Raw genomic sequence first — 25,188 nt, forward strand, 5'->3', positions numbered from 1 at the left:
GGCTCAACAGCCGCCTTTTTTGTGTCTGCTCGTCTCCAGGGATCCGGCGGACAATGTCTGACGGCGGGTTCAAATGAACAAGCGGCCTTCGCCGCCACGCCGGATCGTCTCAGAAGCCGGTGCCGCCACGCAGCTCGATGACGAGCGTCTTCAGCAGAATCTTCAGGTCGAGCAACAGACTGAAATTCTTGACATAATAGATATCGCAGGCAATGCGGGCGCGAGCTTGCAACGGTCGCGCCGTCGGGCCCCGCCAGCCGCGTGTCTGCGCTAGGCCGGTGATGCCGGGGCGCATGATGTGGCGCTGGTGGTAGTGCGGCACCAGCTCTTCGTAGAGCCTGCCGGCTGCGCGCATGTTGATCGCATGGCATCGCGGACCGACCAGCGACATATCGCCCATGAGGACATTGAAAAGCTGCGGCAGCTCGTCGATATTCGTCCGTCTGAGGACCGCGCCAATGCCGGTCATCCGGCTATCGCCCTTGACGGTCTGCTGAATGCCGCTCGGATCACAATCGTCGGTGCGCATCGAGCGGAATTTGAAGACCGTGATCTTCCGTCCGTTCAGTCCCCAGCGGATCTGCCGGAAGAATATCGGGCCGCCATCGTCGAGTTTGATGAAGAGAGCAATCGCCAGAAAAAACGGCGCGAGCACGATGAGGGCGCTGCCTGAGGCGACAATGTCGAACAGCCGCTTCACGCCCAGCCGTACAGCCATCTTTCTTTCGACAGGCGAAAAGCTATCCGGCTGGCGAATGTTGGAGTTCGCGATAACCAGGGTCTTGGTTTTGTCCTGACGCTGAGACGGATCGAAGCGTGAATTCGTCTTCGAAGTAAAAGCATTCATTACGCAAGGTCCACAAGTTTAGATGCGATACTGAACTACCGGGAGACAGATACATCGTCACGTAACGTTTGTCATCGGTATAAAAAAGAATTTCGTAACCCTAAAGAAGCCAAAAATGGGAGTATTTCGCGTTAACCTTAACGCCTGTAGTTGCGTTGAATGAAAGCTTATACTTTGAAAGGAGTAGCCCGATCGGATGGGCATGATGTCAGTCGGTTGCCGAGGTCGATCGCCGGTTTCTCCAGCAGGTGGTAGCTGAGGCTGGCGACGAGAAGGACGAGCGCTGCCGCCAGTCCGCAGGACTGCAGCCAGCCCGTGACGACATTTTCCGAGGAGACGCCGAACGAACCAGGGTCGAGCCTTTGGATCGATATCAGGATGATCTCCTGCCAGACATAGATGCCGAAGGAGATCTTTGCGATGTAGCGGACGGGCGCATTGTCGAGTAGCCTGCCCAGACGTTGCGAATGGCAGAGCGAAACGAGCGCCGTTGCGATTGCCAGCGGAAAGACCGGGAAGCCATAGGGGATATCGAGCCAGCCGTAAGCTTCAGGGGTGCCGCCCGGCGATATGACGAGGCGGTAGCCGGCAACGGCGAGGGTGAGCAGCGCTGCGGCATCGAACCAGAAGGAGGACCGCCTTCTCAGCATGATCTCGATGCCGGCGGCCAGCGCGCCGAGGGCGAAGACGGCGAAGAAGCCGATCGGATTATATCTCGGCATCCACTCTTTCGCCCCACCCTGCAGGCCGTACTGCCAGCCGCGTCCGATGTCGTCGAGCGGAAAGATGGTGAGGATCAGCAGATGGGCGAGGACGACGCCTGCGACGACGCAAAGCCAGGCCAAGCGGGCAAGCAGCGGACGCTGCCTGAGGAGAGGCAAACGAAACAGCAGGAGAAAGCAGACCGGCAGGAGCACATAGCTGGTGACCTCGAAGGGAATGGACCAGAGCGGGCCGTCGGCTTCGACCGGAAAAAACGTGCGCCAATGCCACTGGCTCATGAACAGCAGCCCGGAGACGTAGCGAAGCGTGAGTTCCGGCGTCAGCGGCAGGGCAAGCAGTGTCAGGCTGAGGACGAAGCTGACGGTTGCTGCCACCCAGAAGCCCGGCGCGATACGCGCCGCCCTGCGGATCGTGTAATGGCGGAGGCTCGGCATCTCGCCGCCGCCGTCGAGCGCGCGCCAGAAGGGATGAGAAAGAAGAAAGCCGCTGAGCACGAAGAAGATGGCAACGCCGAAATTGCCGAAGCGGAGGATCTGCGCAGTCGTTCCCAGTTCGTCGGGAATTCTGCGCATATCCAGCCGGAGCGCGAGATGGTGGGCAAGCACCAGCAGACAAGCCGTCGCGCGCAGAAAGTCCGCTCCGGCCAATCTCTCCTGTTGTCGCATCTGTCCCTCGCCTTATAGCTCAAGACTTTGCCGCGGAACGCCGCGGCGGGCAAGGCCAGGGCTGGACTCAGGCCAGCAGGTCGTTGGTATAATAGGTGGAAAAGTCCGGCTTCTCCTTGAGTGCGGCGCCATTCGCATCGACCAGAATGCCGTTCTCGACCAGGAAGCCGCCGATAGCATCGGCCTTGGCCGGATCGAGGGTGCCGATCACACCGGCCTGGGATTTCAGGAAGTGTCCTTCGATCAATGCCTTTTGCGAAGCTTTCACCAATTCGGCGTTCATCAGCGCGCCGTTGCTCTCCGCTATCAGCAGCGCGCAGGCTTCGTCGGGATGATCAACGGAATAGGCATAACCCTTTCGCGTCGCCTGAATGAAAGCGCGGGCATTTTCCCGATTGGCCGAAAGATAGGTGTCGCTGGAGACGATGACCGTGGTTTGCTCGTCGGGAATGCCGTAGTCGGAATAGTGGAAGCGGGCGATCTTCCGGTTTTCCAGTTCGGCGGCGACGCCTTCCCAGGTATAGATCTCCAGGGTGAAATCGATCGAGCCATTGTCCAGCGCTTCATAGGCGGAGGTGCCGAGCGTGACGGTCTTGACCTCGCCTTTGCCGCCATCGTTGCGGATCATCGCGGAGATCAGCGCGCTCTCCCAGGTGCCGCCGAATCCGCCATAGGTCTTGCCGTCGAGATCCCTTGGGCTCTTGATGTCGTCGCGTCCGCCCTTGAAGATCAGGCGTGCTGTTTCAGTCTGGACGACGCCGTAGACCATCTTCACGTCACCGCCGGCGGCGCGCTGCGTGATGGCCTCGATCTCGCTGCTGATCCCGAAGTCGGCGACGCCGTTCGATACCAGCGTTCCGGCACTCGTATCGGCATAGGGTAGAATGTCGACATCGAGGCCCGCGGCGGCATAAAAACCCTTCGCCTTGGCGACATAGATGCCGATATGGTTGGTGTTGGGCGTCCAGTCGAGTGCGATGCGAGCCTTTGCGGGCGCCGACTGGGCGAAGGCCGGGCGGCCGACAAGGCCTGCCGCGATGGCGGCGAAAATCGTCTGGCGACGGGTGAGAAGCAGCATGATGACCTCCTCAGGTCTCTAGAGCATGGTGCCGAAAGTGTGCGCGGTTTTCGGCGTCATGATCTAACTCTTTAGTTCAGAACAGGATGCAGATTTTAGGCCGACCGGCCTAAGATCATCCTGTTCCAGCGGATGAAGCAGGGTCTGCAGGATTTCGGTTTCGATCGCCTGGGCCGCCGGCGAGCCGAGATCGGCAAGGCTTCTGGGGCGGGGCAGGGGAACGCGGAATTCTCGAATGATGCGCGCCGGGCGGGCCGAAAGCACATAGATGCGGTCGGAGAGGAACACCGCCTCGCGGACATCATGGGTGATCAGCAGCGCCGTCCAGCGGTGTTCGGTCCACATGCCCTGCAGCCACTCCTGGATCTGCGTGCGCGTCAGCGCGTCGAGCGCGCCGAAAGGCTCGTCGAGCAGCAGCATGTCCTGGGTCTGGACGACGGTGCGCAGCAGAGCGGCGCGCTGGCGCATGCCGCCCGATAGTTCGGACGGATAATGGTGTTCGAAGCCGGCAAGGCCGAAGCGCTCGAACAAAGGCGCCACAGCGGCGCGGGCCGCGCGGCGGCTCTTGCCTTTTACCTCGAGGCCGAGGGCCGCATTGTCGATGATCCGGCGCCAGGGCATCAGCGCATCACGCTGCGGCATGAAGGCGAAGGAATGCGGCGCTTCCTCAAGCGGCGCGCCATTGAAAAGCACCGAGCCGGAATCGGGTCGAAGCGACTGCGTCAGCAATCGCAGCACCGTCGATTTTCCCGAGCCGGACGGGCCGACGATCGAAACGAACTCGCCGTTCCCGACGCCGAGCGAAATATCGCCCAGTACCTGCATGCCGTCGAAAGATTTCGCGATATTGCGCAGTTCGACCATTTTGTCGCTCATCGGCGCCGCTCCCCGGATGGCTGCCAGGGCATAAGGAGGCGCTCTATCAAGAGTGTTAGGCCGAACAGGCAAAGGGTCAGCACGGCGCTGACGACGACGGCGGCGAGCACGAGATCGGGACGGAAATTGTTCTTGGCGTTGAGGATATAGATGCCGAGGCCGCTTGCGGCGCCGGCATATTCGGCAAAGATCGCGCCGACGACGGCATAGGTGATCGAGATCCTCAGGCCGGCGAAGAAATAGGGCAGCGCCGAGGGAAGCCGTGCCAGGCGGAAAATGCGCCAGCGGCTCGTCTTCATCGAATGCAGCAATTCGGCGATGTCGCGGTCGGTCGATTCATAGCCTTGCAGCAGGGCGACGAGCAGCGGAAAGAAGGTGACGAGCGCCACCAGCAGGATCTTCGGCAAAAGGCCGAAACCGAACCATAAGACGACGAGCGGCGCAATCGCCACCAGCGGCAGGGTCTGGCTGGCGATGAAGATCGGCAGCAATGCCCGGCGCATGAATGGCATGAAATCCATGAGGATCGAAGAGGTGAAGGCGAAGGCAAGCGACAGCGCGAAACCGCCGAGCGTCGCACCAAGCGTCGGCCAGGTGTTTGATATCAGCGCCTCACGGTTCAGCCAGCCCTGGATAACGATGCGCGAAGGCGCCGGCAGAATGGAAGGCTTGATGCCGGAAAGATCGACATAGAGTTCCCATGCCGCCAAAAAGGCGCAGCCCGCGAGCAAGGCGGGGAACCCCCGATAGAGAGCGGCGCGGAGCGCGGAAAGGTGCGAACCCGATGGTTGCGGCGATGTCATCAGCGTTTGATTTCGGTCTCGATGCCTAGCCGGCCGCGATAGGGATCGAGCGTTTTGACGGCATCGCGAATGATGCCGACGACATTGCCGGACATCGGATAAAGTGACACTTCTGCGCCTGAGAACATCTGAACCTCGCTCCGCTGGCATTACCCAGATCAGCTTTAAAGGGTCCAGAGGCTAGCGCCTCATATCTCAGCCCCGGCAATACGGAGCTCCCCTGTTATTTCGTCGGAAACTATCACCCGTGTTTTCTTCCCGCAACCGCAAATTTGGGAACCCGTCCGCACGGTCGGAAAAGCTCTGTTGTGAGGGAAACACCCGAGCGGGATCCCGCTCGGGTGTTCCTCGGTGGGCCCGTACCTGCCGGGAACGGGACCGCAGCTTGCTGCCTCTGGCGGCAATATCGGCGTAAGGGGTGCCAGCGCCCTTATCGGAGTAAGAGCGGGAGCGCCCGATCGGGCTTTACGATCGCAGAAGCAAAGGGTATAAGACCTCAACCAATATTGAGGTCAAGAGGCGATGGATGGTATTTCGGCAGCGCCGCTCGGAAAGCTCCTGACTGTCGGCGAAGTGGCGGAACGCAGCGGCCTTGCCGTCTCGGCGCTGCATTTTTACGAGACCAAGGGTTTGATCTCGAGCATCCGCTCCCGCGGCAATCAGCGCCGCTACGGGCGCGATGTGCTTCGCCGCCTCGGCATCATCAAGGTGGCACAGCGTGTCGGCATTCCGCTTTCGGAAATCCAGGCGGCGTTCCAGTCCCTGCCGCAGGGGCGCACGCCGACCGTCGCCGATTGGCAGACGCTGTCGGCGCGATGGAAGGACGATCTCGACGCACGAATCAATCGGCTCAGTCTGCTGCGCGACCGCCTGACCGGCTGCATCGGCTGCGGCTGCCTGTCGATCGAAAGCTGTCCGTTGCGCAATCCCTGTGACCGGCTCGGCAGGGAAGGGCCGGGTGCGCGGCTTCTGGAGACCGAAAACGAGCTCGTTGTTTAGTCCTGGATCTCCCCGGAAAGATCGATGCCTGCCTTTCTTTCGGTCGGTGTGCTCATATGTTAAGGGCAGGTGACGCATCCGAGGAGGACGGCTTCGTGTTTCATCCCAGACTGTTTGAAAATCGTAATGTCGTCGTCACCGGCGCCGGCCGCGGCATCGGCCTCGAAGTCGCTCGGCAGTTTCTGGATTGCGGCGCGAAAGTGATCGTCCATACCGGGCGCAAGCCGGGGCGGGACCTGCCGGATTTCCTGCTGACGGCTGAATCGGAAAGACGGGCGCTGCTGCTGCATGCCGATTTCTCTGCCGCCGGCGGTGCGGTGCAATTTGCCGACGATGTTCTGGCTTTCTTCGACAGGGTGCATGTGCTCGTCAACAATGCCGGCACCATGCTCGGCCGTTTTCCCGCTGCGACGCTGACCGATGCCGAATATGAAGCGGTCATACGGCTGAACCAGACCTCGGTAGTGGCGCTGACGCGCGCATTGCTGCCGGCATTGAAGGCGGCCGAGGGTGCTGCCGTCGTCAACACCGTTTCGATCTCGGCGCTCACCGGTGGCAGCCCCGGCTCGTCGATCTATTCGGCCTCGAAAGCCTTCGTTGCGACCTATTCCAAGGCGCTTGCCCGCGAGCTTGCCCCGGATGGCATCCGCGTCAACTGCGTCTCGCCGGGAACGATCGAGACGGATTTCCACGAGCGCTATTCCTCCAGAGAAAAGCTGGAGCAGACCCGGAAATCCATCCCCCTGCAGCGGCTTGGCACGGCAGAGGATTGCGCTCCCGCCTATCTGTTCCTGGCGGCTCCCTTACTCTCGGGATACATTACCGGCCAGGTGATCGAGATCAACGGCGGACAGCTTATCTGCTGATTTACTTGGACCTTTTTTGGCATTTCATCACTATTGACCAATTCGTTTGTGCGAATATGCTATTGTTCTGATCTACCAAATCGCCTCCCTTCCGAGATATCGAATGCCGTTGCCTAAACCGGAGCCGGGGATGACCGGCCAGGACTTGCACATACTCGCCGGAAAAGCCCATGAAGCGAGCGATCTGCTGAAGGCTTTGGCGCATCACACCCGATTGCTGATCCTCTGCATCCTGGCAAAAGAGGAGCGGACGGTCGGTGAAATCGAGAATATTCTCGGCATTCAGCAGGCGATGGTTTCGCAGCAGCTTGCGCGTTTGAGGCTCGAAGGCCTAGTCAATACGCGCCGCCAAGGCAGGCTGGTTTATTACAGTATCGGCAATGTCAGCGTGCTTGCCTTCCTCGAATCTCTGTTCGATCTTTTTCCCGCTGCGGAAAACTGTTAAAGCGCGTCGCCTTAACTTGATTCATTCCCTTGCGGAGCACGGTTGCTGTGTCGAAGATGAGGCCGGACGCGAAATGTCGCGGGAGCCCGGATGATCGACAAGCTGGAATTCTTCATCGCCCTAGCCAATGAAAAGCATTTCGGCCGCGCTGCGGAGGAGTGCGGGATTTCGCAGCCGACGCTTTCGGCCGCGATCCGGCAGCTCGAGGATCAGCTCGGGGTCATGCTGGTGCAGCGCGGTTCGCGTTTTCAAGGGCTGACGCCGGAGGGGCAGCGCGTGCTGGAATGGGCCCGGCGCATCGTCGGCGACGCGCGCACCATGCGCGAGGAAATGCGCGCCGCCCGCCGCGGCCTTTCCGGCCACATTCGCCTTGCCGCCATTCCGACGGCGCTCGCCATGCTTTCGCGCATTACCACGCCTTTTCAGGAACGGCATCCCGGCGTCACCTTCTCGATCGTCTCGCGCAATTCGCTGCAGGTGCTGAGCATGCTCGAAAACCTCGAAATCGATGCGGGCATCACCTATCTCGAAAACGAGCCGCTCGGCCGTGTCACCAGCGTTCCGCTCTATGCCGAGCGCTATCATCTGATCACGGCTGCGGGCAGCCCGCTCTCCGATCGCGACAATGTGACATGGAAAGAGGTCGGCGATCTTCGGCTTTGTCTATTGACCGCCGACATGCAGAACCGCCGAATCATCAATCGGCACCTGACGGAAGCCGGTGCCACGGTGCATCCGACGCTCGAATCCAACTCGATGATCGTGCTGTTCTCGCATGTTCGAACCGGCCGCTGGGCGAGCATCATGCCGCGCAATGTCGCCAAGTCTTTTGGTTTCCCGGTGGAAATCCGGATGATTCCGATCGTCGAGCCGGAGGCCCATCATCTCGTCGGCCTTGTCGCGCCCTATCGCGAGCCCTTCACGCCGCTGGTCTCTGCCTTGCTGCATGAAGCGCGGGTGCTCGTGCGAGATGAAGAACTCTGATAGAAAAAAACTATCGTTCCACAGGATAGCTTTATTGATCCCTGGCGGCTTCCCTGAGATGCTTGCGGCGGATGGTGCTCGGCTGGAGGGGCCGCCATTCCGCAACGAGCAAGCCGTCGGGAGGGCTACCTTATGACCATTTATATCGCCGAAGGCGATATTGCCGCGCGCACTCGTGCGATCATTGCCGATCTTCGCTTCCTCGAAGGGCCGCTGCTTCCCATTCTACACGAGGTTCAGGACGAATTCGGTTATATCCCGCAGGAAGCCGTGCCCGTGATCGCGGAGGAACTGAACCTCTCCCGTTCCGAGGTGCATGGCGTCGTGACTTTCTATCATGATTACCGCGACCACCCCGCCGGCCGGCATGTGCTGAAGCTCTGTCGCGCCGAGGCCTGTCAGTCGATGGGCGGCGATGCGCTGGCCGAGCGCGTCAAGACGCTGCTTGGCATCGATTTTCATCAAACGATGCTCGACGGCAGCGTGACGCTGGAGCCGGTCTACTGTCTCGGGCTCTGCGCCTGCGCGCCATCGGCGATGCTCGATGGCGAGGTCTATGGCCGGGTTGACGATCAGCTGGCGGCGGAACTCGTTGCGGAGGCACGCCGATGAGCATCAAGATTTATGTTCCGCGAGATGCCGCCGCGCTGGCGCTCGGCGCCGAAAAGGTGGCAAAGGCGATTGCCCAGGAGATCGCCGCCCGCGGCCTCGGTGCCGAGATCGTGCGCAACGGCTCGCGCGGAATGTTCTGGCTGGAACCGCTTGTCGAGGTCGAGGTCGCCGGCAAACGCATCGGTTACGGACCGGTGAAAGCAAAGGATGTGCCTGCATTGTTCGACGCCGGGATGATGACCGGCGGCGATCACCCGCTCTGTCTCGGGGAGGTTGAAGACCTCCCGTTCCTGAAGGAACAGACCCGCCTAACATTCGCCCGCTGCGGCATCACCGATCCACTGTCGTTGGCCGACTACGAATCGCATGGCGGCCTGGCCGGCCTTCGCCGGGCCGTTTCGATGACATCCGCCGAAGTCGTCAAGGAAGTCACCGATTCCGGCCTGCGCGGACGCGGCGGCGCCGGCTTTCCCACTGGGATCAAGTGGAAGACTGTTCTCGATGCCCCGGGGGACCGCAAATATATCGTCTGCAATGCCGATGAGGGTGACAGCGGCACCTTTGCCGACCGGATGATCATGGAGGGTGATCCCTTCGTGCTGATCGAGGGCATGGCGATAGCCGGCCTCGCCACCGGAGCGACCAAAGGCTACGTCTACACCCGTTCTGAATATCCTCATGCCATCGCAGTGATGACCGAAGCCGTCGGCATCGCGCGTCAGGCCGGGATACTCGGCCCGTCGGTGCTCGGCTCGGGCCGCGCCTTCGATATCGAGGTGCGCACCGGCGCCGGTGCCTATGTCTGCGGCGAGGAGACGGCCCTTTTGAACAGCCTCGAAGGCAAGCGCGGCGTCGTGCGCGCCAAGCCGCCGCTGCCGGCGCATCAGGGGCTGTTCAACTGTCCGACCGTCATCAACAATGTGATCTCGCTCGCCTCCGTGCCGGTGATCATGGAGAAGGGCGCCGCCTTCTATCGCGATTTCGGCATGGGCCGCTCGCGTGGCACCATTCCGCTGCAGATCGCCGGCAATGTCAGATATGCCGGTCTTTACGAAACGGCCTTCGGTCTTTCGCTCGGAGACATCGTCGACCGAATCGGCGGTGGCACCGCGACGGGGCGGCCGATCAAGGCCGTGCAGGTCGGCGGACCGCTTGGGGCCTATTTCCCTCGGGCATTGTTCGACACGCCGTTCGACTACGAAGCTTTCGCCGCCAAGGACGGGCTGATCGGCCATGCCGGCCTCGTCGTCTTCGACGACAGCGCCGATATGCTGAAGCAGGCGCGCTTCGCCATGGAATTCTGCGCCGTCGAAAGCTGCGGCAAGTGCACGCCCTGCCGCATTGGCTCGACGCGCGGCGTCGAGACGGCCGACAAGATCGCCCATGGTATCGAGCCGGAGAAAAACCGGGCGCTGCTCGCCGATCTCTGCAACACGATGAAATTCGGCTCGCTCTGTGCGCTCGGCGGCTTCACCCCCTATCCCGTCATGAGCGCCATGACGCATTTCCCGGAGGATTTTTCGCCGGCGCCGATGGTGGAGGCAGCTGAGTGATGATCTTCCAAGCCCCATGCCGTGATCTGCTCAATTCCATTTCCGTACAGGAGGCCGACCATGTCTCTCATCCATGAAATCGACTACGGCACTCCCGCTTCTACATCCGAGGTGATGGTGACGCTCACCATCGATGGGCAGCAGATCAGCGTGCCGGAGGGCACCTCGATCATGCGCGCTTCGATGGAGGCCGGCATCGAGGTGCCGAAGCTCTGCGCCACCGACATGATCGATGCCTTCGGTTCCTGCCGGCTCTGTCTCGTCGAGATCGAGGGCCGCAACGGTACGCCGGCCTCCTGCACGACGCCGGTGGCGGCCAATATGGTGGTGCACACGCAGACAGGACGGCTGAAGGATATCCGCCGTGGCGTGATGGAACTCTATATCTCCGACCATCCGCTCGACTGTCTGACCTGTGCAGCCAACGGTGATTGCGAATTGCAGGATATGGCGGGCGCCGTCGGGCTGCGCGACGTGCGCTATGGCTATGACGGCGACAACCACGTCAGGGCGCGCAACCATGGCGAGATCAATCTGAAATGGACGCCGAAGGACGAAACCAATCCCTATTTCACCTTTGACCCCTCCAAATGCATCGTCTGTTCGCGCTGCGTGCGCGCCTGCGAAGAGGTGCAGGGCACCTTCGCGCTGACGATCGAGGGGCGTGGTTTCGGCTCCAAGGTTTCCTCGGGTGCGCATGAAGCCTTCATCGATTCCGAATGCGTCTCCTGCGGGGCCTGCGTACAGGCCTGCCCGACGGCGACGCTGACGGAAAAGTCGGTGATCGAGATCGGCCAGCCCGAACATTCGGCCATCACCACCTGCGCCTATTGTGGCGTCGGCTGTTCCTTCAAGGCGGAAATGCGCGGCGAGGAACTGGTGCGCATGGTGCCGTGGAAGGACGGCCAGGCCAATCGCGGCCATTCCTGCGTCAAGGGCCGTTTCGCTTACGGCTATTCCACCCACAAGGACCGGATCCTCAACCCGATGATCCGCGAAAAGGTCGGCGATCCCTGGCGGGAGGTAAGCTGGGACGAGGCCTTCGCGCATGTGGCGTCGGAGTTCCGCCGCATCCAGTATCAATACGGTCGCGACGCGATCGGCGGCATCACTTCCTCGCGCTGCACCAACGAGGAAACTTATCTGGTGCAGAAGCTGGTGCGGGCCGGTTTCGGCAACAACAATGTCGATACCTGCGCCCGCGTCTGCCACTCGCCGACCGGCTATGGCCTAGGCCAGGCTTTCGGCACCTCGGCGGGCACCCAGAATTTCGACAGCGTCGAACAGTCCGATGTCGTCGTCATCATCGGCGCCAACCCGACCGACGGCCATCCGGTATTCGCCTCGCGGTTGAAGAAGCGGCTGCGCCAGGGGGCCAAGCTCATCGTCATCGATCCGCGCCGCATTGATATCGTCCGGTCGCCGCATGTCGAGGCGTCCTACCATCTGCCGCTGAAGCCCGGCACCAATGTCGCCGTCATGACCGCACTGGCGCATGTGATCGTCACCGAAGGGCTCTATGACGAGACCTTCATCCGCGAGCGCTGCGACTGGTCGGAATTCGAGGACTGGGCCGCCTTCGTCGCCGAACCGGCGCACAGCCCCGAGCAGACCGAGATCTTCACCGGCGTGCCGGCAGCGGATCTGCGCGGCGCGGCAAGGCTCTATGCCAAGGGCGGCAACGGCGCGATCTATTACGGTCTCGGCGTCACCGAACACAGCCAGGGTTCGACCACGGTTATCGCCATCGCCAATCTGGCGATGGCGACCGGCAATATCGGCCGTCCCGGCGTCGGCGTGAATCCGCTGCGCGGCCAGAACAACGTGCAGGGCTCCTGCGACATGGGTTCCTTCCCGCACGAACTGCCGGGCTACCGGCACATTTCCGACGATGCGACACGGGATATCTTCGAAAAGCTCTGGGGCGTGAAGATCAATAACGAGCCCGGCCTGCGCATTCCGAACATGCTGGACGCGGCGGTCGACGGCTCCTTCAAGGGCCTCTACGTCCAGGGCGAGGATATTCTCCAATCCGATCCCGATACGAAGCATGTCGCGGCCGGCCTTGCGGCGATGGAATGCGTCGTCGTGCAGGATCTGTTCCTCAACGAGACCGCCAATTACGCTCATGTCTTCCTGCCAGGCTCGACCTTTCTCGAGAAGGACGGCACCTTCACCAATGCCGAGCGCCGCATCAACCGGGTGCGCAAGGTGATGACGCCGCGCAACGGCTATGGCGACTGGGAGGTGACCCAGAAGCTTGCTCAGGCCATGGGGCTCGACTGGAATTACGCCCATCCGTCTGAAATCATGGACGAAATTGCCGCAACGACGCCGAGTTTCGCCCTGGTGTCCTACGATTACCTCGAGAAGATGGGCTCGGTGCAGTGGCCATGCAACGAGAAGAACCCGCTCGGCTCGCCGATCATGCATGTCAACGGCTTCGTGCGCGGCAAGGGCAAGTTCATCCGCACCGAATATGTGGCGACCGACGAGCGTACCGGGCCGCGCTTCCCACTGCTGCTCACCACCGGCCGCATCCTCAGCCAGTACAATGTCGGGGCGCAGACGCGGCGGACCGAGAATGTCGTCTGGCATGCGGAAGACAGGCTGGAAATCCATCCGCATGATGCCGAGCAGCGCGGCATTCGCGATGGCGACTGGGTGAAGCTCGTCAGCCGCTCCGGCGACACCACGCTGAGATCGCTGATTACCGATCGTGTTGCACCGGGCGTCGTCTATACGACCTTCCATCATCCTAATACGCAGGCGAACGTCATCACCACCGACTTTTCCGACTGGGCGACGAATTGCCCTGAGTATAAGGTGACGGCGGTGCAGGTTTCGCCCTCCAACGGGCCGAGCAACTGGCAGATGGAATATGACGAGCAGGCACGGCAATCGCGCCGCATCGCCGGCAAGCTCGAGGCAGCGGAGTGAAAATGCGGGGGTGGTTTGGCAAGAAGGGATTTGCATCATGACCTTCCAGACTACCGCCCGTGCTCCCGAAACCGCCCGCCACAACGGCCTCATGCATTCCGGCTCGCGCATCGTGCCGGAAGAAGTGCCGATCGCCTTTTCCTATGGCGGCAGCTCGCATGCGGTGATGATGGCGACGCCCGATGATCTCGAGGATTTCGCCGTCGGTTTCAGCCTGACCGAAGGGATTATCACCGAACGCACCGAGATAGCGGCCATCGAGATCGTCGAAGGCGAGCAGGGGATCGATGTGCAGGTGAGCCTTGTCGACGACGTCGCTGATCGGCTGCGGGCACGACGCCGCAGCATGGCGGGGCCGGTCGGCTGCGGGCTCTGCGGCATCGAATCGATCGAGCAGGCGGTGCGGCCGGTGCCGGATGTCTCGGCATCGCCGCTGACGCTGTCGCATGCCGATATCGTACGCGCCGTTTCGCTGCTGAACGAAGCGCAGCCGCTGCATCGCGAGACGCGAGCGGTGCACGGCGCCGGCTTCTATCTTCCGGCCAAGGGATTGCTTGCCGTGCGCGAAGATGTCGGACGGCACAATGCGCTCGACAAGCTCTGCGGCGCCGTCATCGACGCTGGCGAAAACGGCCGGAACGGCGCCGTCGCCGTGACCAGCCGGCTCTCGGTCGAGATGGTGCAGAAGGCGGCGATCCTCGGTTCACCCGTGCTCATCGCCATTTCAGCGCCGACGGCTCTTGCCATCCGAACGGCCGAAGAGGCCGGCATGACGCTCGTCGCCCTGGTGCGCGGCGAGGATTTCGAGATTTTCACCCACCCGCACCGCATCTCGCCTGGAAGCATCGCCGATGTCGCATGATACCAAGACCAAGCTTGTCTATATGGCAAACCAGATTGCCACCTTCTTCAAGAGCCAGCCGGCAAGCGAGGCCGTGGAAGGGGTCGCCAATCATATCAACAAATTCTGGGAGCCGCGTATGCGGCGGCAATTGTTCGAAATTCTCAACAAGGAGGAAAACGGCCTGGATGCCCTCGTGCTGCAGGCCGCTCCCTTGATCCGCAAACCTGAGCCGGAAGCACAACAGATCCGGTAATCCGAAGTTGGCGCATGCCGGAAAGGGCAGCAGCTTGCTGCCTACGGCTATGCCAGCGATAGAATTTAAATCGATTTAAAATAGAAAAAATGGAATTTAAAGTGGTACAGCGTCCTTTGCGCTCCTGAAAAGACGGCAGCGCTCCAATCACAGCAAGGTCTGAAACAAGGAGGAGTTGTTCATGACTGCAGCGGAAACACGTACGGACGGAGCGGTGGCAGGCTCGGGCCTGCTCGATCGTGAAAGGATCGTCGCGAAACCCGGTTTTAACAGGTGGCTGGTGCCGCCGGCCGCGCTCGCCATCCATCTCTGCATCGGCATGGCTTATGGTTTCAGCGTCTTCTGGTTGCCGCTGTCGAAGTCGCTCGGGATGACCGCCCCGACCGCTTGCCCCGATCTGACACTCGCCTCGGCGCTGTTTACCACCACCTGCGACTGGCGCGTTGCCGACCTCGGCTGGATCTATACGCTGTTCTTCGTTCTGCTGGGCTCGTCGGCCGCCATCTGGGGCGGCTGGCTGGAGCGGGCCGGTCCGCGCAAGGCGGGCGTCGTTTCCGCCTGCTGCTGGTGCGGCGGCATCGTGCTTGCCGCTGTCGGTGTCATCACCCATCAGCTCTGGCTCATGTGGCTCGGCGCCGGTGTCATCGGCGGCATCGGTCTCGGGCTCGGCTACATCTCGCCGGTCTCGACGCTGATCAAATGGTTTCCCGACCGGCGCGGCATGGCGACCGGCATGGCGATCATGGGCTTCGGCGGCGGCGCGATGATCGGCGCTCCGCTTGCCAACTTGCTGATGAATGCCTTCAAGACCGATACCTCGGTCGGGGTCTGGCAGACCTTCATCGTCATGGCGGTCATCTATTTCGTCTTCATGATGGGCGGCGCCTTCGGCTATCGCATTCCGCCGGCCGGCTGGCGGCCGGAAGGCTGGACGCCGCCCGCGGCCAAGAGCACGATGATCACGACCAGACATGTGCATCTGCGCGATGCTCACAAGACAAAGCAGTTCTGGCTGATCTGGGCGGTGCTCTGCCTCAACGTTTCGGCCGGCATCGGGGTTCTCGGCATGGCGTCGCCGATGCTGCAGGAAATCTTCGCCGGCTCGCTGATCGGCCTGCCGGATGTCGGTTTCGCGCAGCTCGACGCCGGCCAGAAGGCGTCGATCGCCACGATCGCCGCGGGTTTTGCCGGCCTGCTGTCGCTCTTCAATATCGGCGGGCGGTTCTTCTGGGCGTCGCTCTCCGACAAGATCGGCCGCAAGAACACCTATTACTGCTTCTTCATCATCGGCATCGCGCTTTATGCGCTGGCGCCTAGCCTCGCCGGTATGGGCAACAAGGCGCTGTTCGTTCTCGCCTTCGGCGTCATTCTGTCGATGTATGGCGGTGGTTTTTCGACCATCCCGGCCTATCTCGCCGATATTTTCGGCACGCAATTCGTCGGCGCCATCCACGGGCGGCTACTGACGGCCTGGGCAACGGCTGGCATCGTCGGTCCCGTCGTCGTCAACTATATCCGCGAAGCGCAGATCGCCGCCGGCGTTGCTCCCGGTCCGAGCCTCTATACCGGCACGATGTACATCCTCGCCGGCATGCTGGCCCTCGGCCTTGTTGCCAATTCACTGATCAGGCCGCTTTCGGACAAATGGTTCATGTCCGATGGTGAGGTCGCTGCGCTGCAGGCGAAGTCGGCGGCCGTCAATGCCGGGCCGACCGGCTCCTTCGGCATCGGCACGGGTGGGCTGGACGCCAAGGCGATGCTTGCCTGGGCCGTCGTCGGCATTCCGCTGCTCTGGGGTGTCTGGGTAACGCTGAAGGCGACCTTCGCGCTGTTCGGGTAAAGATATCAAAGCGCGCCGCATGGGCCTCATGCGGCGCGCTTCTTCCTCGCTACGCAGAAATAATCGCGAGCTATGGGGTGTGGCTCAGAACTCTTCCCAGCTCCGCGCGGTTGCAGCGGCAGCGCCGTGCGCCTTGCCGACACGCGAAACGAGATGCAGCGCCGGCGAGCCTGCCTGTCTCGCTTCCAGCCTGCCGGCGGTTTGAGGCCCGGCCTGGGTGCGGGTCTGACCGGGCAGTCGGAATCGTGCCAGCAGGACCCGCAGCGTTTCGGCTTCCGTTGCCAGGCTGTGGCTGGCGGCGGTGCTCTCCTCGACCATGGCGGCATTCTGCTGGGTTGCCTGGTCGAGCGAATTGACCGCCTGGTTGATTTCCTTGAGACCGGTTGCCTGTTCCCGTGAGGCTTCGACGATGGCGACGACATTGCCGTTGATATCGCCGACCTGGGTGACGATCTCCTCGAGCGCCTTACCTGTCTGGCCGACGAGGCCGACGCCGTTCTTGACGAGGTCGCTCGACGTATTGATCAGCGCCTTGATCTCCTTGGCGGCCTTGGCGGAGCGCTGGGCGAGCTCGCGGACTTCCTGGGCCACCACTGCAAAACCCTTGCCGGCTTCGCCGGCGCGGGCGGCTTCGACGCCGGCATTCAGCGCCAGGAGATTGGTCTGGAAGGCAATATCGTCGATGACACCGATGATATTGGTGATTTCGCGCGAGGACTGCTCGATCTGGTCCATGGCGGCGACGGCGTTGCGGACCACGACGCCCGACTGCTCGGCGCCCTGCTTTGTCACAGCGACAAGGCGGCCCGCCTCATCGGCGCGGCGGCTGGAATCGTTAACGGTGGTGGTGATCTCCTCCAGCGCGGCAGCGGTCTCTTCGATCGACGCGGCTTGCTGTTCCGTACGCTTGGAAAAGGAGTCCGCCGATGTACCGATCTCGCTCGACCCGGCGGCGATCGCAATGGCATTCTCGCCGATGGTCTTCATCGTATCGGCAAGACCTTTGACCGCGGTGTTGAAGTCGTGCCGCAACTGCTCCATCGAGGGGACGAAGGGCGTATCCACCGTCTTCGTCAGATCACCTTCGGAAAGCTGGCGCAGCGCGCCGCCGAGCAGGGAGATCGCGCTCATTCGCTGGGTGACGTCGGTTGCGAACTTCACGACTTTGTAGACTTTGCCGTTGGCATCGACGATCGGGTTATAAGCTGCCTGGATCCAGATTTCGCGGCCGCCTTTGCCGAAGCGGACGAATTCGTTGGCAATGAATTCGCCATTGCCAAGACGCTGCCAGAAGCTGCTGTATTCCTCCGTGCGGGTGTGGGCCGGGTCGCAGAACATGCTGTGATGTTTGCCGGCGATTTCGGCCAGCGAATATCCCATGGCCTGGCAGAAATTCTCGTTCGCGGTCAGGATCTCGCCCTTTGGGGTAAATTCGATTACCGCCTGCGAGCGCGAGAGCGCCTCAAGCTTACCGGAATCCTCGACCGCCTGCTTCTTCGCGGCTGTGATATCGGCGGCGAATTTCACCACCTTGAACGGCTTTCCGCCTTTGGAAACGGGATTATAGGACGCCTGGATCCATATTTCCCTATTGCCTTTGGCGAAGCGCTTATAGGCGCCGGCGTCATATTCGCCGCGTCCGAGCCGCGCCCAGAAGGCGCGATATTCGGGCGTCGCCGCATAGGCCGGCTCGCAGAACATGCTGTGGTGCTTGCCGACGATCTCGTTGAGGCGATAACCAAGCGCTTTGCAGAAATTCTCGTTCGCCGTGAGAATATTGCCGTTGAGATCGAATTCGATGATCGCCTGCGACTTGGAGATGGCGTCAAGAATGTATTTCGAATCGGAGGCTAGACCAAACATTCTTGTCCCTTTGAGATGCACAGCTTGCGCTGTTCGGCTGGAGAAGCGAAGGGGCTGGCGAGGTATGCCGGTGCAGGGGACAACCGGTCTCCGGTTATCACTCCTCTATACCGGAGACTTATCATCCGTATGCTTCACGACCATACTGAGGGAGCGTGGTTAATTTAGCGTATAAAAGCTATTGCTAATAATATGATGTGATACGGATGAACGCGGCGATTTACCTCAGACGCGCAAAAAACCGCCCGGGACGGGCGGTTTTCAACTCTTCGAATTGCTTGATGGCGATCAGGCCGCTAGTTCATCCGTCTCGTTTTCCTTGAACATCTTGGCAAGGTTCAGGAAGCAGATCATGCCATTTTCCGAGGCGATGATGCCTTCGCAATAGGCGCGGTCGAAGGAGGCTGTCACTTCGGGCACCGGTTGGACCTGGCTGGAGGAGATGGTGAGAATATCCGAGACGCGGTCGACGAGCATGCCGATGACCATGCTGTGAACTTCGGCGACGACAATGGCGCTGCGTTCGTTGGCGACGGTGCTCTTCATGCCGAGCTTATAGGCAAGATCGATAATCGGGATGACCGAGCCGCGCAGGTTCATGACGCCGATGACATCGGCCGGCGCATGCGGGATCGGCGTCGACGGCGCCCAGCCGCGAATTTCGCGAATGGTCGTGGTCTTGACGCAGAATTCCTGATCATGCAGGCGGAAGGCAATGATTTCGAGCGTATCGCCGCTGAAGCTAGTGGAATTGATCGTGGTCATAGAATTCTTCCCAACTGTCGTAAGCCAGGGCAGAAGCGGGCGCGCCACCATTGGCGCGGACGAGCTTTGCCTTCACACCACGCGATGGCTTTGCGCTCGGCCAAGCATCGTTACGGTTATCGACGACATTAGCGGAAGAGTGTTGCCCAAATCTAAATCGGGAACCGGATTTGCGGAGGTTTCGTGCTCGATTCACCTCAGCTTATGGTCTTTTCGATCTGCGAGACCGCCCAATCGACCTGCTCCCTCGTGATAACCAGCGGCGGAGCGAGGCGAATCGTATGGTCGTGCGTGTCCTTGGCGAGCAGGCCGCGTTCCTTCAGCGCATGACAATATTGCCGCGCGCCGCCGGCTTCGGGTTCCAGTTCGACAGCCATCATCAGGCCGCGGCCGCGCACCTCCCGGACGATGTTCGAGCGGATCGACCTGAGGCCTTCGAGGAAATAGTCGCCCATATCAGCGGCGTTCTCGATCATACCCTCTTCCGTCAGCACCTTCAGCGCCGCGCGCGCCACCGCGCAGGCGAGCGGGTTGCCGCCGAAAGTGGAGCCATGCTGGCCGGGCTTCAGCACCCCCAGTACCGCGGAATTGGAAAGCACCGCAGAGACGGGATAGAAGCCGCCGGACAGCGCCTTGCCGATCAGCGTCACATCGGCCTCGATGCCTTCATGTTCCTCCGCCAGCAGCTTGCCGGTGCGGCCGAGGCCGGTCTGGATTTCGTCGAGGATGAGGGTGACGTTGTTATCCGTGCAGAGCTCGCGGATGCGGGTGAAATATCCTGCCGGCGGGATGATGACACCGGCTTCCCCCTGGATCGGCTCGATCAGGGCGGCGACCGTATTGCTGTTGATGGCCGCCTCGAAGGCCTCGGCATCGCCGAAGGGAATGGTGCGGAATCCCGAGGTGTAGGGGCCGAAACCGGTGCGGGCGTCGGGATCGGTGGAGAAACTGATGATGCTCAGCGTCCGGCCATGGAAATTATCGGCGCAGACGATGATCTCGGCCTGGCCTTCCGGTACACCCTTGACCTCGTATCCCCATTTGCGCACCGCCTTGATGGCGGTCTCCACCGCTTCCGCGCCGGAATTCATCGGCAGGATCTTGTGCGATCCGGTGAGCGCGGCGAGCTCTTCATAGAGATAAGCGAGCTGATCGTTGCGGAAGGCGCGGGAGGTGAGCGTCAATCTGCCCGCCTGCTCGACCATGGCGGCAAGGATTTTCGGGTGACAATGGCCCTGGTTGACGGCGGAATAGGCCGAGAGGCAATCGAGATAACGATTGCCGTCGGTATCCCAGACATGAACACCTTCGCCGCGCGTCAGCACCACGTCGAGCGGCTTGTAGTTGTGGGCGCCGAGACGTTGTTCGGTGGCGATCAGTTTTTCCGAAGTGTTCATGGTTCTTTCCCCTCTAGATCATGATGCCGATAAGTGAGTTCCAGGCGGCGCGTGCCTTCTACGCGGCACGGGTTGGGCGATCGAAGATGCGGCGGCCGAAGAGGCTTGCCGTCAGCTCCACTAGGACGCGGGCGCTCTTGCCGCGATCGTCGAGAAACGGATTGAGTTCGACGAGATCGAGCGACGAGACGAGGCCGCTGTCGGACAGCATTTCCATCACCAGATGCGCCTCGCGGAAGGTCGCGCCGCCGGGCACCGTAGTGCCGACGCCGGGGGCAATTTCGGGATCAAGGAAATCGAGGTCGAGGCTGACATGCAGCAGGCCGCTCGCCTTGGCGACCACATCGAGGATCTCACGCATGATGGCGCCGATGCCCTGCTCGTCGATCGCGCGCATATCGAAGACGTTAACGCCGTGTTCGTGGATTTCCTCGCGCTCACGCGCATCGACCGAACGGATGCCGACCTGGAAGACATTCTTCGGGTCGACGAAGGCACGATCCCTCGGCAGGATCTCGGCGAACTCCGCCTCGCCACAGAAGAAGGCGACGGGCATGCCGTGAATGTTGCCGGATGGCGAGGTGGCGGGAGAGTTGAAATCGGCATGTGCATCGAGCCAGAGCACGAAAAGCGGGCGGCCTTTGCCGGCGGCGTAACGCGCCATGCCGGAGACGCTGCCCATGGAGAGGCTGTGGTCGCCGCCGAGGATCAGCGGAAAGCGACCCGAGGCGGCGACATCATGGACGCTGCTTTCGAGCGCCCGCGTGAAGGCGCCGACGATTCTCAGATTATGGGCCTTCGGATGATTCGGCAGATCCATCGCCGGTACGATCCTGAGATCGCCGAGATCGGCGACGTCGTGGCCAAGCTCGATCAGCGTCTGATCGACGCCGGCGATGCGCAGGGCCGCCGGGCCCATGGCGGCGCCCCTGCGGCCGGAACCTTCTTCCAGCGGCGCGCCGATAAGTGTGACAGATTGCGATTGGGCATTCATTCGAGGGCTCCGTGGTGAGGCCGTTTTGGCCGATAGTGGGATAAAGGGCTGACGGCAAAAAGATGGAAAAGTGTCAGAAATGGATTATGATTGCGCAATATGATAAACCTATTTTGACAAAGTGATCAGCGTGGACGATCTCGATACCGAGCTCCTGAGTGCGCTTCGCCACAATGCCCGGATTTCCGTCTCCTCGCTTGCGGCGATGACGGGCGCTTCGCGGGCAACGGTTGCCGCCCGAATCGACCGGTTGGTCGCCGGCGGCACCATCGTCGGCTTCACCATCCGCACCGGTCATGAGACGCGGTCCGCCGGGGTGCGTGCCATCGTCATGATCGAGGTGCTCGGCAAACTCGCCGACAGGGTGGCCGATCAGCTGCGCGGCCTGCCGCAGGTCCGCGCCCTGCACAGCACCAATGGCAAATGGGATTTCGTCGCCGAACTCGAGGATCGCGACCTTGCCTCTTTCGATGAGACGCTACGCCGTATTCGGCTGATCAACGGCATCAACTCGACCGAGAGCAATATTCTACTGAAGACGAGCAAGACGGGGTTTTAGGACATTGTCGTGCGAGACGCCGGCTGAGGAATCGGCGAACCAGCCCCTCATCCGCCTGCCGGCACCTTCTCCCCGCCCGCGGGGCGAAGGCGATATGCCGCGACCTCTCCGTTCCTCTCCCACCTCTCTCGCAGGGCACGTCCCCTCGCCCCGTTTACGGGGAGAGGGTTAGGGTGAGGGGCAGCCGCAGACGCTAAGCCGGCTCAATATTCCCGTTCGTAGACGACACCCGCTTCGCCGGCACCATTACCGCCGGCGGCACCCCGCAGCTTGACGCCGCGGCCGACGTCGAGGTTGATGATTGCCTTGGCGCCGGCTGCGCCGCCCTGCTGCAATTCGAAATAGGTGCGGTCGTTGAGATAACGGCCGACGCTGACGCTCGTCTGGCCCTTGGAATCGGTGCTGATATCGAGATCGTCGACGCCGAGCTGATTGCGCAGGCCTTCAAAAAGCGAGGTCGAGCGGTTGCCGGCCAGCTGGCTGACGGCGTCGGCGAGCTGGGCGATCTGCACCGGCGAGAGTTTGGACATCGACTGGCCGAAGATCAGCTGCGCCAGCACCTCGTCCTGCGGCAGCTGCGGCGAGGAGGAAAAGGTAATTGCCGGGTCGGTGGCAAGTCCGGCGACGTCGACGGTCAGCGTCGTCGAGCCGGAGGTCGAGGTCGCTTCCATATCGAGCGCCGGCGTCAGGTCGCCGGCGAATGTGATCCTGCTTTTGTCGGTGAAATCCAGACGGCGGTTGAGAATGGTCATGCGGCCGCGGCGCATGGTGAATCCGCCGGTTACGATCGGCGCTGCCGCCGTTCCGCGGATCGTCACCTTGCCGCCGAGCTCGGCATCGATGCCGCGGCCACGTGCGAAGATATGCGAAGGCGCGTCGATTTCGAGATCGAGGGTAATCGTGGAGGATTTCTCGGTGGGTTTCCGTTCGCCATCGTCGCGCAACTGGGCAAGCACCGCTCGCGGCGCATTCTTGTGGCGGATGTCGATTTCCCTGAGCGAGGTCGGCAATTTTTCCGGGACGGTGATCGAGGTCTTGTCCAGCCGAAGCTTGCCGCTCAACGTCGAATTCATGATCGGCCCGCGCAGGCCGAGCGTGCCGTTGACCGTGGAGACAACAAGCGTTCCATCGACATAGACCGCTTGGTCGAGTTTGATCGAAATATCGGCGGGAAAGCCGCCGGCCGGCTGGATGCCGATGGTGCCGCTTGCCGAAATCGTGCCGCCGCCGCCGAGGCTGCCGCTGAGGCGCGATATCACTGCCTGGCTGCCGTTGAAGGTGACCGTCGCCGCGAGATTGTTGACGGCGAGATTGCGCCGGACATCGACGAGCTTGGCGCCATTGGTCGAGACGGTGCCGTTGATGACAGGTGCCGCCGCGGTTCCGCCAACCTGCAAGTTGAGGGTGGCGACGCCGTCGGCGACGAGGCCCTGTTGCGCGAGTGGCGCGCCAAGCACGGCGAAGGGAAGATTGCCGTTGAAGCGCATATCGAGGGCGCGATTGCCGGTGATCACGACGCTGCCGCCGCCCTTCAGCGACATGCCGGCATCACCGACAAGACTGGTGTCGACCGTCAGCCTGTTTCCGGCAAGTTTGCCTGATGCGCCGATGGTGAACGGCGAAAGGCCGGCGCCTTTTGTCTGGCTGGTTGCGGCGTTCTTCCAGTCGACCTTGAAATCGACCGAGGGCGCCGATAGCGCGCCGGTGGCCTTTGCGGTTGCCGAGACCGCGCCTTCGGCTCCAAGGCCCGGAACAAAGCTGTTGGCGATCGCAGCCGGAACATTGGAGGCATTCACGGTGGCATCGACCGCGCGGATAGAGGTGCCGGCGAGCGAAAGATTACCGGCGGCTTTCAGCGCAATGCCGCCGCTGCCGCTGAGATTGGCATCGAAATCGAGCCGGTCACCGGCGTATTTTCCCGTCGCCGCCAGCGCCAGGCGGGAGAGGCCGGCAGCCTTGGTGTGGCTGGTGGCCGCATCCTTCCAGTCGAGCTTGAAATCGACGATCGGATTTTCAGGCGTTCCCGACGTGACGGCGTTAGCCGAAAGTGTGCCTTCGGCACCGAGGCCGGGAACGAAGGCATTGGCGATATTGGCCGGAAGTGCGGGAATATCGGCATTGATCGAAAGATCGCGGATGGCCGTTCCGGCGATGGTGACGCCGCCGGTGGCCTTGGCCAGCACCCCGTCCTTGCCGGCAAGGTTGGCATCGAAGTCGACCCTGTCATCGGCGTATTTTCCGGATGCCGCCGCGCTCAGGCCGGAAAGGCCGCTGTTTTTGGTCTGAGCGGTTGCGGCGTTCTTCCAGTCGAGCTTGAAATCGACGGCGGGTTTGGGCAGAGCGCCGGAGACGGATGCGGTTCCCGACACCGTGCCCTCGGCGGCAAGACCGGGGATGAAGCCGTTGGCGAGCGCTGCCGGCAGATTGGCGAGATCGGCCTTGACGTCAAGATTGCGGACCGAGGTGCCTGCCGTTGCAACATTGCCCTTGGCTTTTAGCGAGAGGCCGTCCTTGCCGCCGAGATCGGCATCGAAATCGAGCCGGTTGTCGGCGAAATGGCCGGAGGCGGCAAGCGCCAGTCCCGATAGATGAGCGCTTCTGGTGTGGCTGGTCGCGGCATCGGTCCAGGCGAGCTTGAAGTCGGCATTCGGTGCGGCGGGGGTCCCGGCGGCGGACAGGGTGCCCGATATCGTGCCGCCGGCCGCCAGGTCCGGAACGAAGGCATTTGCGAGACTGGCCGGAATCTTGGCGATCTCGGCATCGACCTTGATGTTTTCGACCGTCGTGCCGACGAGGGCGACATTACCGGTGCTCTTCAGCGAGAGGCCTTCGGCGCCACTGGCCGCGGCGTTGAAATCAAGCTTGTTATCGGCGAATTTTCCCGCTGCGGTCAGGCCGAGAGCGGCAAGGCCGGCACGCTTCGTGTGGCTGGTCGCGGCATCTTTCCAATCAAGGTCGAAATTGGCAGTGGGAGCGGCAAGCGAGCCTGCGGCCGAAACCGTTCCGGAGATCGCGCCTTCGGCGGCGAGGTCGGCGACGAAGCTGTTTGCGATGCCCGCCGGGATATTTTTAAGCGTTGCATCGACCTTGATGTTGTCGATCATCGTGCCTGTGACGGCGACATTGCCGTTCGCCGTCAGCGAGACGCTGTCGGCGCCCGCTATCGCTGTGTCGAAATCAAGCTTGTTGTCGGCGAATTTACCGGATGCCTTCACCGCGAGGTCCGCAAGGCCGGCACGCTTGGTGTGGCTCGTCCCAGCATCTTTCCAGCTAAGGTCGAAA

The 25,188-nt window shown here is 61.8% G+C and carries 21 protein-coding genes, 1 pseudogene and 1 riboswitch; of the genes and pseudogenes, 11 read left to right on the top strand and 11 right to left on the bottom strand.

The window, feature by feature from the left end; all coding sequences use genetic code 11:
* Positions 1–109: 109 nt before the first annotated feature.
* The 6 genes and pseudogenes from OS035_RS14735 to OS035_RS14760 all read right to left on the bottom strand — a co-directional run.
* Positions 110–847, bottom strand: a complete 738-nt coding sequence (locus tag OS035_RS14735; RefSeq protein ID WP_097624882.1) for a sugar transferase — start codon at positions 845–847, stop codon at positions 110–112.
* 167 nt (positions 848–1,014) lie between these two features.
* A complete protein-coding gene (locus OS035_RS14740) occupies positions 1,015–2,235 on the bottom strand; it encodes an acyltransferase family protein (RefSeq protein ID WP_097624881.1) in 1,221 nt (406 codons plus the stop codon).
* A gap of 67 nt (positions 2,236–2,302) precedes the next feature.
* The gene (locus OS035_RS14745) at positions 2,303–3,313 is read right to left on the bottom strand and encodes an ABC transporter substrate-binding protein (RefSeq protein WP_097624880.1); all 1,011 of its coding nucleotides are present in this window, start codon (positions 3,311–3,313) and stop codon (positions 2,303–2,305) included.
* Positions 3,314–3,376: 63 nt separating this feature from the next.
* Positions 3,377–4,189, bottom strand: coding sequence for an ABC transporter ATP-binding protein (locus OS035_RS14750; protein WP_097624879.1), 813 nt, complete (start codon positions 4,187–4,189; stop codon positions 3,377–3,379).
* Positions 4,186–4,992, bottom strand: a complete 807-nt coding sequence (locus tag OS035_RS14755; protein ID WP_131711718.1) for an ABC transporter permease — start codon at positions 4,990–4,992, stop codon at positions 4,186–4,188. Before OS035_RS14755 ends, OS035_RS14750 begins: the two co-directional genes overlap by 4 nt.
* An 11-nt stretch (positions 4,993–5,003) precedes the next feature.
* Positions 5,004–5,120: pseudogene (locus tag OS035_RS14760) on the bottom strand (YkoF family thiamine/hydroxymethylpyrimidine-binding protein); the annotation flags it as partial.
* A riboswitch (TPP riboswitch) is annotated at positions 5,111–5,224 on the bottom strand. Its footprint overlaps the pseudogene before it by 10 nt.
* A 290-nt stretch (positions 5,225–5,514) precedes the next feature.
* On the opposite strand from OS035_RS14760, the gene soxR reads away from it, so the two are divergent.
* From soxR to OS035_RS14810, 10 genes are all read left to right on the top strand, one after another.
* Entirely contained in the window at positions 5,515–5,991 is a 477-nt protein-coding gene (gene soxR, locus OS035_RS14765; protein ID WP_097624877.1) for a redox-sensitive transcriptional activator SoxR, read from the top strand.
* A 95-nt stretch (positions 5,992–6,086) separates the two neighbouring features.
* A complete protein-coding gene (locus tag OS035_RS14770) occupies positions 6,087–6,857 on the top strand; it encodes an SDR family NAD(P)-dependent oxidoreductase (protein WP_097624876.1) in 771 nt (256 codons plus the stop codon).
* A 103-nt stretch (positions 6,858–6,960) separates the two neighbouring features.
* The gene (locus OS035_RS14775) at positions 6,961–7,302 is read left to right on the top strand and encodes an ArsR/SmtB family transcription factor (protein WP_131711719.1); all 342 of its coding nucleotides are present in this window, start codon (positions 6,961–6,963) and stop codon (positions 7,300–7,302) included.
* A gap of 90 nt (positions 7,303–7,392) precedes the next feature.
* Positions 7,393–8,286, top strand: coding sequence for a LysR family transcriptional regulator (locus OS035_RS14780; protein ID WP_003582744.1), 894 nt, complete (start codon positions 7,393–7,395; stop codon positions 8,284–8,286).
* 132 nt (positions 8,287–8,418) lie between these two features.
* Positions 8,419–8,898, top strand: coding sequence for a formate dehydrogenase subunit gamma (locus OS035_RS14785; RefSeq protein ID WP_097624874.1), 480 nt, complete (start codon positions 8,419–8,421; stop codon positions 8,896–8,898).
* Positions 8,895–10,451: a formate dehydrogenase beta subunit gene (locus tag OS035_RS14790; protein WP_131711720.1), complete on the top strand. Its 1,557-nt coding sequence runs from the start codon at positions 8,895–8,897 to the stop codon at positions 10,449–10,451. The genes OS035_RS14785 and OS035_RS14790 overlap by 4 nt, the downstream gene beginning before the upstream one ends.
* A 60-nt stretch (positions 10,452–10,511) precedes the next feature.
* The gene (fdhF, locus tag OS035_RS14795; protein ID WP_097624872.1) at positions 10,512–13,391 is read left to right on the top strand and encodes a formate dehydrogenase subunit alpha; all 2,880 of its coding nucleotides are present in this window, start codon (positions 10,512–10,514) and stop codon (positions 13,389–13,391) included.
* Positions 13,392–13,428: 37 nt separating this feature from the next.
* The gene (fdhD, locus tag OS035_RS14800) at positions 13,429–14,253 is read left to right on the top strand and encodes a formate dehydrogenase accessory sulfurtransferase FdhD (protein WP_097624871.1); all 825 of its coding nucleotides are present in this window, start codon (positions 13,429–13,431) and stop codon (positions 14,251–14,253) included.
* Positions 14,243–14,488, top strand: coding sequence for a formate dehydrogenase subunit delta (locus OS035_RS14805; RefSeq protein ID WP_097624870.1), 246 nt, complete (start codon positions 14,243–14,245; stop codon positions 14,486–14,488). The genes fdhD and OS035_RS14805 overlap by 11 nt, the downstream gene beginning before the upstream one ends.
* Before the next feature lie 181 nt (positions 14,489–14,669).
* The gene (locus OS035_RS14810) at positions 14,670–16,328 is read left to right on the top strand and encodes an OFA family MFS transporter (RefSeq protein ID WP_183778365.1); all 1,659 of its coding nucleotides are present in this window, start codon (positions 14,670–14,672) and stop codon (positions 16,326–16,328) included.
* 84 nt (positions 16,329–16,412) lie between these two features.
* Here OS035_RS14810 and OS035_RS14815 read toward each other — a convergent pair whose 3' ends face one another.
* The 4 genes from OS035_RS14815 to rocF all read right to left on the bottom strand — a co-directional run bounded on the left by OS035_RS14815 (position 16,413) and on the right by rocF (position 21,347).
* The gene (locus tag OS035_RS14815; RefSeq protein WP_331813834.1) at positions 16,413–18,191 is read right to left on the bottom strand and encodes a methyl-accepting chemotaxis protein; all 1,779 of its coding nucleotides are present in this window, start codon (positions 18,189–18,191) and stop codon (positions 16,413–16,415) included.
* A 288-nt stretch (positions 18,192–18,479) separates the two neighbouring features.
* Entirely contained in the window at positions 18,480–18,956 is a 477-nt protein-coding gene (locus OS035_RS14820) for a chemotaxis protein CheW (protein ID WP_003567163.1), read from the bottom strand.
* Between the two features lie 197 nt (positions 18,957–19,153).
* The gene (rocD, locus tag OS035_RS14825; protein WP_097624867.1) at positions 19,154–20,353 is read right to left on the bottom strand and encodes an ornithine--oxo-acid transaminase; all 1,200 of its coding nucleotides are present in this window, start codon (positions 20,351–20,353) and stop codon (positions 19,154–19,156) included.
* Between the two features lie 58 nt (positions 20,354–20,411).
* Complete coding sequence (gene rocF / locus OS035_RS14830; RefSeq protein WP_097624866.1) at positions 20,412–21,347, bottom strand: arginase; 936 nt, start codon at positions 21,345–21,347, stop codon at positions 20,412–20,414.
* Between the two features lie 121 nt (positions 21,348–21,468).
* On the opposite strand from rocF, the gene OS035_RS14835 reads away from it, so the two are divergent.
* On the top strand, positions 21,469–21,906 hold the full coding sequence (locus tag OS035_RS14835) for an Lrp/AsnC family transcriptional regulator (protein ID WP_012559170.1): 438 nt from the start codon (positions 21,469–21,471) through the stop codon (positions 21,904–21,906).
* Positions 21,907–22,109: 203 nt separating this feature from the next.
* Here the strand turns inward: OS035_RS14835 and OS035_RS14840 are convergent.
* The coding region (locus OS035_RS14840; RefSeq protein WP_331813835.1) for a translocation/assembly module TamB domain-containing protein at positions 22,110–25,188 on the bottom strand (3,079 nt) is incomplete at its 5' end.

Origin of the sequence: Rhizobium sp. 268, assembly GCF_036571585.1 — a bacterium.
GTDB classification, from domain to species: domain Bacteria; phylum Pseudomonadota; class Alphaproteobacteria; order Rhizobiales; family Rhizobiaceae; genus Rhizobium; species Rhizobium redzepovicii.